At 73.2% G+C, this 15,707-nt stretch carries 13 protein-coding genes and 1 tRNA gene; 9 read left to right on the top strand and 5 right to left on the bottom strand.

Annotation, left to right across the window (positions count from 1 at the left end; translation table 11 throughout):
- The first annotated feature begins 15 nt into the window (after positions 1-15).
- Positions 16-375 carry a glycine cleavage system protein GcvH gene (gene gcvH, locus JQC91_RS11390; RefSeq protein ID WP_203287543.1) on the top strand — a complete coding sequence of 120 codons (360 nt, stop codon included), beginning with the start codon at positions 16-18 and terminating at the stop codon, positions 373-375.
- A 103-nt stretch (positions 376-478) separates the two neighbouring features.
- Entirely contained in the window at positions 479-3,298 is a 2,820-nt protein-coding gene (gcvP, locus tag JQC91_RS11385) for an aminomethyl-transferring glycine dehydrogenase (protein ID WP_203286930.1), read from the top strand.
- Positions 3,299-3,359: 61 nt separating this feature from the next.
- Here gcvP and JQC91_RS11380 read toward each other — a convergent pair whose 3' ends face one another.
- Positions 3,360-3,557, bottom strand: a complete 198-nt coding sequence (locus JQC91_RS11380) for a hypothetical protein (protein ID WP_203286929.1) — start codon at positions 3,555-3,557, stop codon at positions 3,360-3,362.
- A 192-nt stretch (positions 3,558-3,749) separates the two neighbouring features.
- Here JQC91_RS11380 and JQC91_RS11375 point away from each other — a divergent pair.
- Positions 3,750-3,825, top strand: a tRNA-Ala gene (locus JQC91_RS11375).
- A gap of 7 nt (positions 3,826-3,832) precedes the next feature.
- On the opposite strand, the gene JQC91_RS11370 is transcribed toward JQC91_RS11375, so the two are convergent.
- A complete protein-coding gene (locus tag JQC91_RS11370) occupies positions 3,833-3,985 on the bottom strand; it encodes a hypothetical protein (RefSeq protein WP_203286928.1) in 153 nt (50 codons plus the stop codon).
- A gap of 185 nt (positions 3,986-4,170) precedes the next feature.
- Here JQC91_RS11370 and JQC91_RS11365 point away from each other — a divergent pair, with 185 nt between their 5' ends.
- The gene (locus JQC91_RS11365) at positions 4,171-4,800 is read left to right on the top strand and encodes a ParA family protein (RefSeq protein WP_203286927.1); all 630 of its coding nucleotides are present in this window, start codon (positions 4,171-4,173) and stop codon (positions 4,798-4,800) included.
- Here JQC91_RS11365 and JQC91_RS11360 read toward each other — a convergent pair.
- Complete coding sequence (locus JQC91_RS11360; RefSeq protein ID WP_203286926.1) at positions 4,797-6,080, bottom strand: M48 family metalloprotease; 1,284 nt, start codon at positions 6,078-6,080, stop codon at positions 4,797-4,799. The two genes, JQC91_RS11365 and JQC91_RS11360, sit on opposite strands and share 4 nt — an antisense overlap.
- 80 nt (positions 6,081-6,160) lie before the next feature.
- On the opposite strand from JQC91_RS11360, the gene JQC91_RS11355 reads away from it, so the two are divergent.
- The 5 genes from JQC91_RS11355 (at position 6,161) to prfB (ending at position 13,132) form a co-directional block, all read left to right on the top strand.
- Positions 6,161-7,300, top strand: a complete 1,140-nt coding sequence (locus JQC91_RS11355; protein ID WP_203286925.1) for an aminotransferase class I/II-fold pyridoxal phosphate-dependent enzyme — start codon at positions 6,161-6,163, stop codon at positions 7,298-7,300.
- The gene (locus JQC91_RS11350; protein WP_203286924.1) at positions 7,297-8,520 is read left to right on the top strand and encodes an N-acetylmuramoyl-L-alanine amidase; all 1,224 of its coding nucleotides are present in this window, start codon (positions 7,297-7,299) and stop codon (positions 8,518-8,520) included. The genes JQC91_RS11355 and JQC91_RS11350 overlap by 4 nt, the downstream gene beginning before the upstream one ends.
- Complete coding sequence (locus tag JQC91_RS11345; RefSeq protein ID WP_343069960.1) at positions 8,430-9,263, top strand: class I SAM-dependent methyltransferase; 834 nt, start codon at positions 8,430-8,432, stop codon at positions 9,261-9,263. The genes JQC91_RS11350 and JQC91_RS11345 overlap by 91 nt, the downstream gene beginning before the upstream one ends.
- Positions 9,264-9,388: 125 nt before the next feature.
- Entirely contained in the window at positions 9,389-11,941 is a 2,553-nt protein-coding gene (locus JQC91_RS11340) for a penicillin-binding protein 1A (protein WP_203286923.1), read from the top strand.
- Positions 11,942-12,013: 72 nt separating this feature from the next.
- Positions 12,014-13,132 (top strand): peptide chain release factor 2, encoded by a 1,119-nt coding sequence (gene prfB / locus JQC91_RS11335; protein ID WP_203286922.1) that lies wholly within the window; start codon positions 12,014-12,016, stop codon positions 13,130-13,132.
- Here prfB and JQC91_RS11330 read toward each other — a convergent pair.
- Positions 13,129-14,331: an MFS transporter gene (locus JQC91_RS11330; RefSeq protein WP_203286921.1), complete on the bottom strand. Its 1,203-nt coding sequence runs from the start codon at positions 14,329-14,331 to the stop codon at positions 13,129-13,131. The genes prfB and JQC91_RS11330 overlap by 4 nt on opposite strands.
- A complete protein-coding gene (locus JQC91_RS11325) occupies positions 14,328-15,686 on the bottom strand; it encodes a glycosyltransferase (protein ID WP_203286920.1) in 1,359 nt (452 codons plus the stop codon). Before JQC91_RS11325 ends, JQC91_RS11330 begins: the two co-directional genes overlap by 4 nt.
- Positions 15,687-15,707: the final 21 nt, after the last annotated feature.

Here is a 15,707-nt window from a genome sequence, read left to right as displayed (position 1 = left end):
AGACCCGACATGGCCTTGAAGTACACCGAAGAGCACGAGTGGCTGGACCACGACGACGGCACGATCACCGTTGGCATCACCGGCCACGCGGCCACGCAGCTGGGCGACGTGGTGTTCGTCGAACTGCCCGAGATCGGCCGCGAGGTGACCAAGGGCGAGGAGATCGTCGTGATCGAGTCGGTCAAGGCCGCCTCGGATATCATGGCGCCCTTGGACGGCGAGATCACCGAGGTGAACGAGGCGCTCGCCGCCAACCCCGCGCTCGTCAACGAGGATGCGGAGGCGGCGTGGTTCTTCAAGATGACGACCACCACGCCCGAGGAGATGGACGGGATGATGGACGAGGACGAGTACAAGGCGTTCGTCGACGATTGACCGATCGGTGGGCGCGGTGACTCCCGCCACATTCACGTCCCGTAGGGTGGGCATCACGATGCCCACCATCGCTCCGCACCCCCGCCAGACCCGAGGGATTCCGATGACCTACGACACCTACGACTTCGCCAACCGCCGCCACATCGGCCCCTCGCCGCAGGAGATGGCCGAGATGCTGGAGGTCGTCGGCGCCAACAGCCTGGACGCGCTCATCGACGAGACGGTGCCGAGGAGCATCCGCCAGGCCGAGCCGCTGCCGTGGCCGCAGATGACCGAGCACGCGATCCTCGCCCACATGCGCGCGCTGGCGGACGAGAACACCGTCACCACCAGCATGATCGGGCAGGGCTACCACGACACGGTCACGCCCCCCGCGATCCAGCGCAACATCCTCGAGAACCCGGCGTGGTACACGGCCTACACGCCCTACCAGCCGGAGATCGCGCAGGGGCGGCTGGAGGCGCTGCTGAACTTCCAGACGATGGTGTCGGACCTCACCGGCCTGCCCATCGCCAACGCCTCCCTGCTGGACGAGGCGACGGCGGCCGCCGAGGCGATGGTCATGGCGCAGCGCGTCGCCAAGTCGAAGGCGCGCGCATTCTTCGTGGACGAGGCCTGCCATCCGCAGACGATCGCCGTCCTGCGGACCCGCGCCGAGCCGCTGGGGATCGAGCTGATCCATGGCGCGGCGGACGACCTCGACGCGGACGCGGTGTTCGGCGCGATCTTCCAATACCCCGGCACCCACGGCCACCTGCGCGACCTGACCGCGCAGATGGACACGCTCCACGAGGCGAAGGCCATCGGCGTCGTCGCCACGGACCTGCTCGCGCTCTGCCTGCTCAAGGAGCCGGGCGCGATGGGGGCCGACATCGCCGTGGGCAGCGCGCAGCGCTTCGGCGTGCCGCTGGGCTACGGCGGCCCGCATGCCGCCTTCTTCGCCTGCGCCGACGCGATCAAGCGGTCCATCCCCGGCCGCCTCGTGGGGGTGTCCGTCGACAGCCACGGCAACAAGGCCTACCGCCTCAGCCTGCAGACCCGCGAGCAGCACATCCGCCGCGAGAAGGCGACCTCGAACGTCTGCACCGCGCAGGCGCTGCTGGCGGTGATGGCGTCCTTCTACGCCGTGTTTCACGGGCCGAAGGGCCTGCGCCACATCGCCACCCACGTGCACTCCCACGCCGTCGCGCTGCGCGACGCGCTCACCGGGGCCGGGTTCGAGGTCGATCCGGAGCACGTCTTCGACACACTCACCGTCGCCACCGGCCCGCTGCAGGGGGCGATCTGGCGCTCCGCCCGCAACGAGGGGATCACGCTCCGCAAGGTCGGAACGGACCGCATCGGCATCGCCTGCGACGAGTTGACGGATGCCGAGACGCTGACCCGCCTCCTGCGCGCCTTCGGGATCGAGGGGCCGGTCGCGGCCACGCGCACGGACATCCCCGAGGCCCTCCGGCGGCAGTCCGACTACCTTACCCACCCCATCTTCCACCTGAACCGGGCCGAGTCCGAGATGATGCGCTACATGCGCCGTCTCGCGGACCGCGACCTGGCATTGGATCGGGCGATGATCCCGCTCGGCTCCTGCACGATGAAGCTGAACGCCGCCGTCGAGATGATGCCGGTGACCTTCCCCGGCTTCGGGCGCCTCCACCCCTATGCGCCCGAGGAGGACGCGGCGGGCTACCACGCGATGATCGCGGAGCTGGAGGCGCGGCTCTGCACGATCACCGGCTACGACGCCATGTCGATGCAGCCCAACTCCGGCGCGCAGGGGGAGTATGCGGGCCTGCTGACCATCGCGCGCTACCACGCGGCCAACGGCGACGCGGACCGCCGCGTCTGCCTCATCCCGACCAGCGCGCACGGCACCAATCCGGCCTCGGCCCAGATGGCGGGGATGGAGGTGGTCGTGGTGAAGTCCGCCGGGAACGGCGACGTCGACCTCGACGACTTCCGCGCCAAGGCCGAGGCCGCGGGCGACCGCCTCGCCGCCTGCATGATCACCTACCCCTCGACCCACGGCGTGTTCGAGGAGACGGTGCGCGAGGTCTGCGAGATCACCCACGCCCATGGGGGCCAAGTCTATCTCGACGGGGCCAACCTCAACGCGATGGTCGGCCTGTCCAAGCCGGGCGAGATCGGCGCGGACGTCAGCCACCTGAACCTGCACAAGACCTTCTGCATCCCCCATGGCGGCGGCGGCCCCGGTATGGGGCCGATCGGCGTGCGCGCGCATCTCGCCCCGCACCTGCCGGGCGACCCGCTGGCGGGCGAGGGCGCGGTGTCGGCGGCCAACTACGGCTCGGCCTCGATCCTGCCGATCTCCTACGCCTATGTGATGATGATGGGCGGCGCGGGGCTGACGCAGGCGACCAAGGTGGCGATCCTGTCGGCCAACTACGTCGCCGCGCGGCTCAAGGGGGCCTACGACGTGCTCTTCACTGGGCGAAACGGGCGCATCGCGCACGAGTGCATCCTCGACACGCGCCCGTTCAAGGACAGCGCGGGCGTCACCGTGGACGACGTGGCCAAGCGCCTGATCGACAACGGGTTCCACGCGCCCACCATGTCGTGGCCCGTGGCCGGCACGCTGATGATCGAGCCCACGGAGTCCGAGACCAAGGCCGAGCTGGACCGCTTCTGCACCGCCATGCTCGCCATTCGGGCCGAGGTCGCGCAGATCGAGCGCGGCAACCTCACGGTCGAGGACAGCCCCCTGCGCCACGCGCCGCACACGATGGAGGATCTCGTCCGCGACTGGGACCGCGCCTACACCCGCGAGGAGGCGTGCTTCCCGCCGGGCGCGTTCCGGGTCGACAAGTACTGGCCGCCGGTCAACCGCGTGGACAACGTGGCGGGCGACCGGAACCTCGTCTGCACCTGCCCGCCGATCGAGGAATACGCGATGGCGGCCGAGTAGGGCCGGGATCGCGCCTTCGCGGATCGTCGGCAGGCAACGGTCGGCTCAGGCGAGCCGGGCGTCAGCGCCCGAGCATCGCCTGCACCTCGGCCAGCCGCTCGGGCGGGAAGTGCGTGTTCTCCGCCGGCAGCATCGCCGCGAAGGTCGCGCCGCCCGCGACGAGGGCGAGCGCGATCGCCGCGCCGAGCAGCGGGGCGCGGAGCGCGGCGGTCGGGAGGCAGGACGCGGACCCGCCGGCACAGGGGGAAAGGGCGGACATCGGGGCGTCTCCTTCGGTTGGGGACACTCGACATATGACGCGCGGCGGATGCTGTCATCGCGCCGATCGGTGCGTTTTCGCAGATCGGCCCCGCAGAAACGCGCCCCCCGCCCGCCGCGTGCCGGCGCGTCGAAAACGGGGCACCGGGACGCTTGACACCCCTCCGGCGCGACGCCATACGCCGCCCTCGTTGGGGCCTTAGCTCAGTTGGTAGAGCGCGTCGTTCGCAATGACGAGGTCAGGGGTTCGACTCCCCTAGGCTCCACCACTCCCCCTTAAAAGAGTTGCGGATAGCTCTCCATCATCGCCTGCGTGGCGTGGCTGGGGGCGGGCTGCGCCTTCGCGTAGGATGCGACCCCGAGCGCGCCCACGGTCAGGGCGGCAAGGGCGGCGAGGAAGGTCGCGCGGGTGGTTGCGGTCTTGGTCATCTGATCGGCTCCGGTCGGGGCCGCCATCGGCCCCGTCGTCACCTCAACGCGGATCAGGGCCGGGCGATCCCGCATTCCGATCACCGTTCCGCGAACCCCGCGTGTGCATCCCCGCAGGGGCCATTGACGCGACGTTGCGGGTGGCGGACCCTCGCCGCAGTGCAGCATCGCGCGGGAGGCCCAAGATGCACGTCATCACCATCGCCCAGCAGAAGGGCGGATCGGGCAAGACGACGCTGACCGTCGGCCCCGCCACGGAGCTCGCCCGGCGGGGCCACCGCGTCGCGGTGATCGACCTCGATCCGCAGGGCTCGCTCGGCCAGTGGTTCATGCGCCGGCTCGAGCGCGATCCCGAGGGCGGGGGCATCGACTTCTCGACCGCCTCGGCGTGGGGCGTGGGCTACGAGGCGCGCAAGAAGCGCGACGTGGACGTGGTGCTGATCGACACCCCGCCCAAGATCGACAGCGACCTCAAGCCCGCGCTGCGGGAGGCGGACCTCGTAATCGTGCCCGTCACCGCGTCGGAAGTGGACCTCTGGGCGACGGAAGGCGTGCTCGACCTCGCGGCGCGCGAGGGGAAACGGCCCCTCGCCGTCCTCAACCGCGCGCGGGAGGGGACGAAGCTGACCACGGCGATCAAGGCGGCGCTGGCGGGGCTGGCGGCGGACCCGGCGGAGACGGTGATCGCGCAGCGCGTCGCCCATGCCGAGGCGATGGGCGCGGGTCAGGGGGCCTGCGAGCGCGCGCGCGCCGGCCCGGCGGCCGCCGAGATAGCGCGGCTCGCGGACGAGGTGGCGGGGCGGCTGGGACTCTAGCGCGTGGCGCCCAGCACGTCCTGCGCCCGCAGCCAGCCGCTCGATCCGCGGGGCAGCAGGCCGGAGGCGCGCTCCGCCAAGCGGGCCGCGCTCTCGCGCTGGCCGAGCACCGCGTAGCGCTCCGCGCCCGCGACGGCGGCGAGGCCCGTCTGCCCCACGGCGGCATGGGCCTGCGACAGGTCGCGCAGCATGGCGGGGTCGAACGGGTCCGAGGCGCGGGCGGGCTCGAGGACGCGCAGGGCCCCCGCCGGATCGCCGGCGGCGAGCAGCGCGCGACCCAGCCCCGCGCGGATCAAGGCCTCGCGCGGGGCGAGGTCCGCCGCGCGCCGGTAGGACGCGACCGCCGCCGCCGCATGGCCCCCCTCAAGCAGCATCTGCCCCCTCAGCTCGTGGAAGTAGGCGTCCGAGCCGCGCGCCGCGATCAGGCGGTCCATCGTCGCCACCGCGTCACGGGTCCGCCCGCGGCGGTGGGTGGCAATGGCGCGGCGGAGCGCCGAGACCTCGTCCGACCCGGTCGCCCGCCGCAGGGTCCAGCGCGGCGCGCGCAGGAAGGCCGACAGCTTGCCCACCGCGCGGGCGTACCAGTACCGCACCGCGCGCGTGTCCCGGTCGCGCGGGGTGATCGCGGCGGCGAAGCCCTCGACCGCGCGCAGCCGGTCCCGCGACAGCGGGTGGGAGCGGGCGTAGGGATCCTGGCGGCCGACCGAGAGCACCTCTTGGCCGACGAAGATGTCGAGCACCCGCTTGGCCGCCGCCGGGTCCACCCCCGCGGACGCGAGGTAGCGGAGCGACGACTGGTCGGCGCTGGCCTCCTCGGCGCGGGTGTGGGCGAGGAAGTTGCGCTCGGCCGCGCTGGCCGACCCCGCCGCGATCCCGAGGCCCGCCTGCGACGACCCGGCCGCCGCCGCCGCCGCACCGAGCACGGTGCCCAGGGCCGCAGCCGTGCGCGCCGCCCGCGCGTTCGCGGGGCGGCGCGTCAGGTGGCCGTTGGCGATGTGGGCCGCCTCGTGGGCGATCACGGCCATCAGCTCCTCGTGGTCGGAGAGGCGCAGGATCAGGCCGGAGTGGATGAAGATCGTGCGGTTGTCGACGACGAAGGCGTTCAGGCTGTCGTCGTCGATGACGATGATGCCCGTCGAGGCGGGGAGGCCTGCCGCCTGCAGGATCGGCGCGGCGACCTGGCGGAGGGCATGCTCGATCTCGGCGTCGCGGATGACGCTCGGGCCACGCGCCCAGGACGGGGACGCCGCCACGAGCAGGACCAGCAGGACACGGATCATGGCGTACTCCCCCGGCCCCCGTTGACCCGCGCCCCCCGCGCGGCCACTCCCCGGAGCCGAGGGCAGTATCGGGGGCGGGCATGAGGGCTTCAAGCCGCAGCGAGGTCGATCCTTTCATCGTGATGGACGTGCTCAAGGCCGCGCAGGCCGCCGAGGCGGCGGGGCGCGACGTCGTGCACATGGAGGTGGGTCAGCCGGGGACCGGCGCGCCGGAGGCGGCGCGGCGGGCCGTCGCGAAGGCGATGGAGGCGGGGCCATTGGGCTACACGGAGGGGCTCGGACTGCCCGCGCTGCGCGCGCGGATCGCGCGGCTCTACGCGGACTGGTACGGCGTCGATCTCGACCCCGCCCGCGTGGTGGTCACCTCCGGCTCGTCGGCGGGGTTCCTCTTGGCGTTCACCGCGTGCTTCGACGCGGGCGCGCGGGTCGGGCTCGGGCTACCGGGCTATCCGTCCTACCGCGCGATCCTGAAGGCCCTGTCGCTGGAGGCGGTCGGGATCGAGACCCACGCCCCGGCCTACCGCGTGCCCCCGGAGGCCGTGGCGGGGCTGGACGGGCTGATCGTCGCGTCGCCGGGCAACCCGACGGGCACCATGCTCGACCGGGACGGCATGGCGGAGATCGCGGGGGCGTGCCGCGACGCGGGCACGACGCTGGTGTCGGACGAGATCTACCACGGCCTCCACCACGCCCACCGCGCGGTCTCCGCGTTGGAGATCACCGACGACGCGGTCGTGGTGAACAGCTTCTCCAAGTACTTCTCGATGACCGGGTGGCGGGTCGGCTGGCTCGTCGTCCCCGAGGGCATGGTCCGCACCTTCGAGCGGCTGGCCCAGAACATGTTCATCTGCGCGCCCCACGCCTCGCAGGTCGCGGCCCTCGCGGCGATGGACGCGACCGCGGAGCTGGAGGCCAACCGCGCCGTCTACGCGGCCAACCGCGCGCTTATGCTGGAGCGGCTGCCGCAGGCGGGGCTGGACCGCATCGGCTCGCCCGACGGGGCGTTCTACGTCTACGCGGACGTCTCCCACCTGACCGACGACAGCCGCGCCTTCTGCGCCGAGCTCTTGGAGGCGGGCGTCGCCGCCACACCGGGGCTCGACTTCGATCCGGGACGCGGCCATCGCACGGTGCGCTTCTCCTACGCCCGCTCGACGGAGGAGGTCGCGCGCGGCCTCGACCGGATCGCGGCCTTCGTGGCGGGGCGGGCAGCGGCATGATCCGGGCGCTGCTCCTCGCCCTCCTGCTCGCGGCCCCGGCGGCGGCGCAGGAGTTCCGCGCGCTGACCCGGCTCGACCCGGCCGCCTCCTCCATCGAGGCGGGGCGCGACGGCACCGTGGAGGTGGCGCTGGCGCTCGGGCAGGTGGTGCCGTGGCGCGTGTTCCTGAAGGCCGATCCCGCGCGCCTCGTGGTGGACCTCTCGGAGGTGGACTGGTCCGGGGTGGATGCCGACGCCTTGGACGGGGCGGGGCTGGACGTGGCCCTCGGCCGGGTGCGGCCGGGCTGGTCGCGGCTGGTGGCGGCGCTGCCGGAGCCGATGACCGTGGCGCGCGCGTGGATGGACGTGCAGGCGGACGGCAACGGCGCCGTCTCCGGCGCGGTGATCCGGGCCGAGCTGACCCCCGCGACCCCGGAGGGCTTCGCCGCCGCGACGGGCCCGCTGGTGGCGCAGGACTGGGACGGGCTGACCGCGCCCGCCTTGGCGGTCCCGCCGCGCACGCGGCAGACCGGCGACCGCCCCCTCGTGGTGGCGCTGGACCCCGGCCACGGCGGCATCGATCCGGGCGCTGAGCGCGACGGCGTGACGGAGGCCGACCTCGCCCTGCGCTTCGCGCGCGAGCTGTCCGAGGTGCTGCGGCGCCGGGGGCACTCGGTGGTGCTGACGCGCGACGACGACTACTTCGTGTCGCTGCGCGGACGCGGCTCCATCGCGCGCGCGGGCGGGGCGGACCTGCTGATCTCGCTGCACGCGGACGCCGTCGAGGGCGGCGGCGCGCGGGGGGCCACGATCTACACCCTGTCCGAGGAGGCGACGGACACGCTGGGCGCGGAGCTGGCCGCGCGCCACGCGCGCGACGACCTCGTGATGGGCGCGGACCTGCCGGACGGCGAGGGGGACGAGGTGGCGGCGATCCTCGTGGACCTCGCGCGGGCGGAGACGGGGCCGCGGTCCGAGAGCCTGGGCGACGCGCTGGCCGACGGCATGGCGGCGGCGGGCCTTCGGATGCACGCGACCCCCCGCGCGAGCGCGGCCTTCACCGTGCTGAAGACGCCGGACATCCCCTCCGTGCTGGTGGAGCTGGGCTACATGAGCGACGCGCGCGACCTGCGGAACCTGACCACCCACCAGTGGCGCGCCACCGCCGCGGAGGCCATCGCCGGCGCGGTCGACGCGTGGGCCGTCGAGGACGCGGCGCAGGCCCTCCGGGTGCGGAGATAGGCGGGGCCAACCCCTTCCGGGACGGGGGCGCCGCCTACGCCGCCCACCGCCCGACCTATCCAACCGAGGTGGCGGACGCCTTGGCGGCGGCCTGCGGGCGCAGGGAGCACGCGCTCGACGTAGGCTGCGGCTCGGGCCAGCTCTCGACCCTGCTCGCCGCGCGCTTCGACCGGGTGACCGCGACGGACCCGAGCGCGGACCAGATCGCGAGCGCCGCGCCCCACCCGCGCGTCGCCTACCGCGTCGAGCCGGCCGAACGGATCGGGCTGGCCGCCGCCTCGGTCGACCTCTTGACGGCGGCGCAGGCGGCGCACTGGTTCGACCTCGACGCGTTCCACGCCGAGGCCCGGCGCGTCGTCCGTCCGGGCGGCCTCGTCGCGCTGCTGTGCTACGGCGTGCCGACGCTCGGCGGGGCGGTCGGCGCGCGGTTCGCGCGCTTCTACTGGGACGAGATCCACCCGCACTGGCCCGCCGCGCGCCGCCATGTCGAGGAAGGCTACCGGGGCCTCCCGTTCCCCTATCCCGAGGCCGCGCTGCCGGAGACGTGGATCGTCCGCGACTGGCCGCGGGACGCCTTGCTCGGCTACGTCCGGACGTGGTCGGCGGTGCGTCGGGCGGAGGCGGCGGGGCAGGGCGCGACGCTCGCGGCGTTCGAGGCCGACCTCGCCGCTCTCTGGCCCGACCCGCGGGAGGCCCGCCGCGTCCGCTGGCCCGTCGTCGGACGGCTGGGGCGGGTGGGCTGAAGGCGCGCGCGGGGGCGGGATCGGCTGCGACCCGCGCACCCGCCGGGATCGTGACCGGGCCTCCGTTGCCGCCCCGCCACGCCCCCCGTATATCGGAGGGCAGGGGATCGAGACGGGACAGGCACATGGCATTCCTACGCGCCATCATTGCGGGCGGCACGTGGGTGGTGAACACCATCCTCGGCGCCATCGGCGGCATCTTCAGCTTCGTGACGCTCGGCATCGTCGCCGCCGCCATCGGGATCGGCGGCATCCTCTACACCTATGGCCAGGACCTTCCGAACCACGAGCAGTTGGCGGAGTACACGCCCCCCACGATCAGCCGCATCTACTCGTCCGAGGGCCGCCTTATGGACGAGTTCGCCCGCGAGCGCCGCCTCTTCGCCGACGCCGCCGAGATCCCGCCCTTGGTGAAGCAGGCCTTCATCTCGGCGGAGGACAAGAACTTCTACATCCACGCGGGCTACGACCCGCGCGGCATGGTCGCCGCGGCCGTGGACGCCGTCCGCTCCGGCGGGCGCGACCTGCGCGGCGCGTCCACGATCACGCAGCAGGTGATGAAGAACTTCCTGCTGTCGTCGGACCGGTCCGCCGAGCGGAAGGTGAAGGAGATCATCCTCGCCGCCCGTGTCGAGGAGGCGCTGACGAAGGAGGACATCCTCGAGCTCTACCTCAACGAGATCTTCCTCGGGCAGAACAGCTACGGCGTCGCCGCCGCGGCGCAGACCTACTTCAACAAGACCCTGCCCGAGCTGACCCCCGCCGAGGCGGCCTACCTCGCCGTGCTGCCGAAGGCGCCCTCGCGCTACCACCCCGTCCGGCAGGCCGAGCGGGCCATCGCGCGGCGCAACTTCGTGCTCAAGGAGATGTTCGAGAACGGCTATCTCGACGCCGCCGCCTACGAGGAGGCCCGCAACCAGCCGCTCCGCACCGTGCAGTCCGGCCACTACCCGCCGTTCAAGGCGGCGCTGCCGCCGCGCGACTACTTCACAGACGAGATCCGCCGCCAGCTGTCGCGGGACTTCGGCGAGGAGGCGTTCTTCACGCAGGGCTACTCGGTCCGCGCGACGATCGACAAGGAGATGCAGGCGATCGCCGCCCGCGCGCTGCAGAAGGCGCTGCAGAACTACGACCGCGGGCAGGGCATCTGGCGCGGGACGGGCGAGGTTCTGCCCATCGAGGTGCTGGACGACGAGGCGTCGTGGCAGGCCGCGCTGGCCGAGGCCGACGTGGCGCGCGACATCGACTTGGGCGGGACGTGGCACCCGGCCGTGGTGCTGGACGTCGCGGACCAGACGCTGACCGTGGGCATCGAGGGCGTCGGCCGGGGCGAGGTGCCGCGCGCCGACATCCGCTGGATGCGCGGCGACTTCTTCGAGAACTTCGAGCGCGGCGACGTCGTGCATGTCCGCGCCACCGAGGAGCAGACGTGGTCGCTGCGCCAGGTGCCGGAGGTGCAGGGCGGGTTCATGGCGATGGACGTGAACTCGGGCCGCGTCATCGCGATGCAGGGCGGGTTCTCCTACCAGCACTCGACCTTCAACCGCGCCACGCAGGCGCAGCGGCAGCCCGGCTCGTCCTTCAAGCCCTTCGTCTACGCCGCGGCGCTGGACTCCGGCTACCAGCCCAACACGATCGTGGTCGACGCGCCCATCGAGATCGTCTCCGGCGGCGAGATCTGGCGCCCCAAGAACGCGTCCAACCGCTTCTACGGGCCGTCGCCGCTCCGGACGGGGATCGAGCAGTCGCGCAACCTGATGACGGTGCGCCTCGCGCAGGACGTCGGCATGGGCGTCGTCGCGGACTACGCCGAGCGGTTCGGCGTCTACGAGGACATGCCGGAGTTGCTGGCCAACTCGCTCGGCTCGCAGGAGACGACGCTGTTCCAGATGGTCGCGGCCTACGCGATGTTCGCCAACGGCGGCGAGCGGGTGGAGCCCACGCTTGTCGACCGGGTGCAGGACCGCTACGGCAAGACGGTCTACCGTCACGACCGGCGCGAGTGCATCGACTGCCCGCAGTTCGCGCGGCTCTCGGAGGGCTACGGCCCGCGCATCGTGTCGGACCGGGAGCGGGTGATGGACCCGATCACCGCCTACCAGCTCACGTCGATGATGACGGGCGTGGTGGAGCGCGGCACGGCGCGCAAGACGGTGAACCTGCCCGTGCCGATCGCCGGCAAGACGGGGACGACGAACGACGCCAAGGACGTGTGGTTCGTGGGCTTCTCCAGCCAGATCGCGGCGGGCTGCTACATCGGCCACGACCAGCCCCGCTCGCTCGGCTCGGGCGCGTCGGGCGGCGGCATGTGCGGCCCGGTCTTCGACGAGTTCATGCGCGAGGCGATCAAGACCTACGGCGGGGGCGAGTTCGAGGTGCCGCCGGGCGGCTACTTCGTCAACATCGACCGCTTCTCGGGCGCGCGGCTCGGGCCGAACGCGTCAGGGCCGAACGTCGTGCGCGAGTACTTCCGCGAGGGCGAGGAGCCGATCGTGGGCATCGGCTCGGTGATCGACGGCGGGTGGGCGATGGCGGGCGACCTGCCGCTGTTCAGCCGCGGCGAGACCGAGGACAGCCCGCAGGGCCAGGCGCGCGAGGTGCAGACCTCGACGGGGCGCAAGGTCGTGGTGCCGGGCCGAGCGACCTTCGGGTCGCTGTCGTCGGGCGGGCTCTACTGAGGACGGCGTGGGGCGGGGTTCAATCCCCCGCCCCGCCGGTCTATCTGGACGCCTCACGCCCAGGAGGTCCCCATGCGCGCCGAGGTCCAGAGCAACGCCGACAAGATCGCGGCCTCCATCGCGCTGCTCAAGCGCCGCCTCGACTGGGAGACGGCCTCGCACCGGATGGAGGAGTTCGACGCGATGATCGAGGATCCCACCCTGTGGGACGATCCCGCGCGCGCCCAGAAGCTGATGCGCGACCGCCAGCAGCTGATGGACGCGGTGAAGGGGGTGGAAAGCCTCGAAGGCGCGCTGACCGACAACGTCGAGATGATCGAGTTGGCCGAGATGGAGGACGACGCCGAAATGGTCGCCGAGGCCGAGGCCACCATCGCAATCCTCGTGGAGGTGGCCGCCGCCAAGGAGCTGGAGGCGCTGCTCGACGGCGAGGCGGACGGCAACGACGCCTTCCTCGAGATCAACGCGGGCGCGGGCGGCACGGAGGCCTGCGACTGGGCGCAGATGCTGCAGCGCATGTACGTGCGCTGGTGCAAGGCGCGGGGCTTCGACGCCGAATTGCAGTCCGAGGAAGCGGGCGGCGAGGCGGGGATCAAGTCCTGCGTCTACAAGGTGAACGGGGCGAACGCCTACGGCTGGCTCAAGTCCGAGAGCGGGGTGCATCGGCTGGTGCGGATCTCGCCCTTCGGCAAGGGCACACGCGAGACGTCCTTCGCCTCCGTCTGGGTCTATCCGGTGGTGGACGACAACATCGAGATCGAGGTGAACCCCGCGGACATCCGCATCGACACCTACCGCTCCTCGGGCGCGGGCGGGCAGCACGTGAACACGACCGACTCCGCCGTGCGGATCACCCACGAGCCGACGGGCATCGTGGTGACGTCGTCGGAGAAGTCGCAGCACCAGAACCGCGACATCGCGATGAAGGCGCTGAAGTCGCGGCTGTACCAGCTGGAGCTGGACAAGCGCACGGCGGCCATCAACGAGGCGCACGAGGCCAAGGGCTCGGCGGGCTGGGGCAACCAGATCCGGTCCTACGTGCTGCAGCCCTACCAGATGGTGAAGGATCTGCGGACGGGGTTCGAGACGTCGGACACGGGGGGCGTGCTGGACGGCGACCTCGACGGGCTGATGGCGAGCGTGCTGGCGCATGATGCCAGCGGCAAGAGCCGGGCGGACGCCGAGGGTTAGCGGAGGCGCCGGACGCTCCAGGTCACGGCGGCCTGCGCCGTGCCCGCCGCTGCGACGAGGTAGGCGGCGATCCACGGCATTTGCGCCGGGAAGTCGATGCCGCGGTCGATCAGCGCCCCGATCAGGCCCGGCCCCAGCGCCGTGCCGAGCACCATGAGCGCCACGGCCGCCGCCTTGACCGCGCCGATGTGGCGGGTGCCGAACAGGTCGGACCATAGCGCCATCGGCACCGCGTTCATCGCCCCCATCGTCAGGGCCATCACGGCCACCGCGGGGACCGCCCAGCCCAGCGTCGGGGCCATCCAGAGCCCCGCGAACCCCGCCGCCATCGGCAGGAGCGCGGCCGCGAAGATGCGCGTCGCGCCGATCCGGTCGATCAGCGCGCCTATCGCCAGCGTGGCGGCGACGGACACCCCCATGACGAGGGGGAAGAGCGCGACGAAGCCTACTTGGTCCCAGCCCTTCGCCTCCGGGAGATGGGTCTGGAAGAAGAAGAACGCGGTGCCGAAGGCGGGCGTGGCGATCGTCGCCGGGACGAGCAGCCAGAAGGTCGGCGTCCGCAGCACCTCGGCGCGGGTCCAGTGGCGCCCCCCGAGCCCAGGGCTCATAGTCTCGGTCGCGGTGCCCTGCGGGGTGCGGGGGACCGACAGCAGCCGGGCGAGCGCCGGGACGGCAAGGAGGGAGACGGCGGCGGCGAGGCCCCAGAGCGCGGGGGCCGCGACATGGGCGAGGGCCACGGTGAAGGCGAGCGGCAGGGCGGCTTGGCCCACGGCGAAGCCCAGCGCCGCGACGGCCAAGGCGCGGCCCCGCGCGGCGACGTACCAGCGCGCCATGGCCACGGCGGCGACGTGGCTCAGCATCCCTTGGCCGAAGAGGCGGAGGCCCAGCACGAGCGGGACGAGCGCCCACGCTCCGGGTGCCACCGCCATCCCCGCGCAGCAGAGCGCGACCCCCGCCATCGATCCCGCTGCCAGCCGGTCGAGCGGATGGCGGTCGGCCAAGGCGCCGCCCCAGACCATGAGGATGGCCGACAAGGTCGTGGCGGCCGCGTAGAGGCCGGCCCAGCCGGCTTGGCCCAGTTCGAACCGCGTCGTCAGGTCGACGGCGAACACCGAGATGAACGCGGTCTGCCCGAAGGTGGATGCGAGGGCGGTGGCGAAGCCCGCGCCGAGCCACCGCGCCTCGCGCCGCCAGTTCACCGTCGCGCTTCGAGGGCCACGGCGGCGAGGCGGAGCGCCGCCTCCGTCGCGCCGTCGCGCCCGGCGATCCCCCGTGCGAGCGCCTCGGCGCGGTCGTGGTCGAACCCCTCGATGACCCGCGACAGGGCGAAGGCCGCGCGGCGGGCGCGGAAGCGGCCGGGCGGCACCACGGCCGCGAGGCCCATGCGTGTGAGGCGCGCGCCGTTGTCGGGCTGGTCGCCGCCGATGGGGACCACGAGCTGCGGGCGGGCGGCGCGGAGCGCCTCGGCGGTCGATCCGATGCCGCCGTGGTGGAGGACCGCCGCCGCGCGGGGGAAGAGGTCTGCGTGGGGCGCGTAGCGGCGGGCCGCGACGTCGGAGCCCTCGGGCACCTCCGCCGCGCCGTGGAGCAGCACGGAGCGCAGGCCGAGGCCCCGGGCCATCGCCACCACCTCCCGCCAGAACCGCGGCCCGGCGAGGCGCTGCGCGACGCTGCCCAGCGTCGCCACGAGCACCGGGGGACCGTCGTCGATCCAGCGCAGCAGCGCGTCGTCGATCCCGCCCTTCGGGGCGGGCGGGAAGCCGACGGCCTCGAGGCCCGGGACGGCGTCGGGGGGGACGGGCGCGAAGGCCGGATCCCAGAGGCCGAGCCGCACCGGCACGCGCGCGTCGCCGTGATCGATCAAGGGCGTGCCGCCATCGCCCCGCAGCCCCAGACGGGCGCGCAGCGCGGTCATCTCGCGCCCGTGCCGTCGCCGCAGCTCGGCGCGCGCGAGGCGCAAGACCGCGCGGTTCCAGCCCCGCGTCAGCGGGTTGCCGGGGCGGGGCACGGCGACGCGGAACGCCCCCGCGCGCGGCGCATCGAGCGCGGACCACGCCAGCATCGGCTGCAGCACGAGAGGGACGAAGGGCAGGGCGGCCCGTTCGGCGGCGAGGGGGGCCGTGAGCGCGAAGGCCGTCGCGGCGACCACGTCGACCCCCTCGCACAGCACGTCCATCTCCGGGACGAGGGCGGCGGCCATCGGGATCCCCACCTCCCGCAGCATGGGTCCGGGGTCGCGCAGGACGGAGGCCGCGATGTCATCGCGGCTGACGCCGAGGCGGCGGCACACCTCGGCGGCGGAGGGCCCGATGGGATGGGCGGTCAGCCCCCAGTCGTGCGCGACCTCGCAGTCGTCGGGGGCGAGCGCGAGCCGGGCGGACAGGCCGGACGCCTCCAGCGCGCGCGCGATCGAGAGCACCGGGTAGAGGTCGCCGAGCGAGCCTGCGGTCGACAGCAGGACCGTGCCCCTCGTCCGTTCGGGGATGCGCCCCTCGAGCCCGGGCAGACGGGCCGGGCCGGCCCATTGCGGAGGCGGGCGTCGGGTCTGGTTCATGGGGGAGGGGTCCCGTCGCCG

Origin of the sequence: Jannaschia sp. Os4 (assembly GCF_016820245.1) — a bacterium.
Taxonomy (GTDB): Bacteria; Pseudomonadota; Alphaproteobacteria; order Rhodobacterales; family Rhodobacteraceae; genus Jannaschia.
This window is presented reverse-complemented; position numbering and strand designations above follow the sequence as displayed.

What these genes read in the sequence shown, in the direction of transcription:
- JQC91_RS11360 (WP_203286926.1), bottom strand. Translation starts at nt 6,080, where the DNA reads ATGATCCGTGTCCTGCTGGTCCTGCTCGTGGCGGCGTCCCCGTCCTGG.
- JQC91_RS11370 (WP_203286928.1), bottom strand. Translation starts at nt 3,985, where the DNA reads ATGACCAAGACCGCAACCACCCGCGCGACCTTCCTCGCCGCCCTTGCC.
- gcvP (WP_203286930.1), top strand. Translation starts at nt 479, where the DNA reads ATGACCTACGACACCTACGACTTCGCCAACCGCCGCCACATCGGCCCC.
- JQC91_RS11350 (WP_203286924.1), top strand. Translation starts at nt 7,297, where the DNA reads ATGATCCGGGCGCTGCTCCTCGCCCTCCTGCTCGCGGCCCCGGCGGCG.
- JQC91_RS11365 (WP_203286927.1), top strand. Translation starts at nt 4,171, where the DNA reads ATGCACGTCATCACCATCGCCCAGCAGAAGGGCGGATCGGGCAAGACG.
- prfB (WP_203286922.1), top strand. Translation starts at nt 12,014, where the DNA reads ATGCGCGCCGAGGTCCAGAGCAACGCCGACAAGATCGCGGCCTCCATC.
- JQC91_RS11380 (WP_203286929.1), bottom strand. Translation starts at nt 3,557, where the DNA reads ATGTCCGCCCTTTCCCCCTGTGCCGGCGGGTCCGCGTCCTGCCTCCCG.
- JQC91_RS11355 (WP_203286925.1), top strand. Translation starts at nt 6,161, where the DNA reads ATGAGGGCTTCAAGCCGCAGCGAGGTCGATCCTTTCATCGTGATGGAC.
- JQC91_RS11325 (WP_203286920.1), bottom strand. Translation starts at nt 15,686, where the DNA reads ATGAACCAGACCCGACGCCCGCCTCCGCAATGGGCCGGCCCGGCCCGT.
- JQC91_RS11340 (WP_203286923.1), top strand. Translation starts at nt 9,389, where the DNA reads ATGGCATTCCTACGCGCCATCATTGCGGGCGGCACGTGGGTGGTGAAC.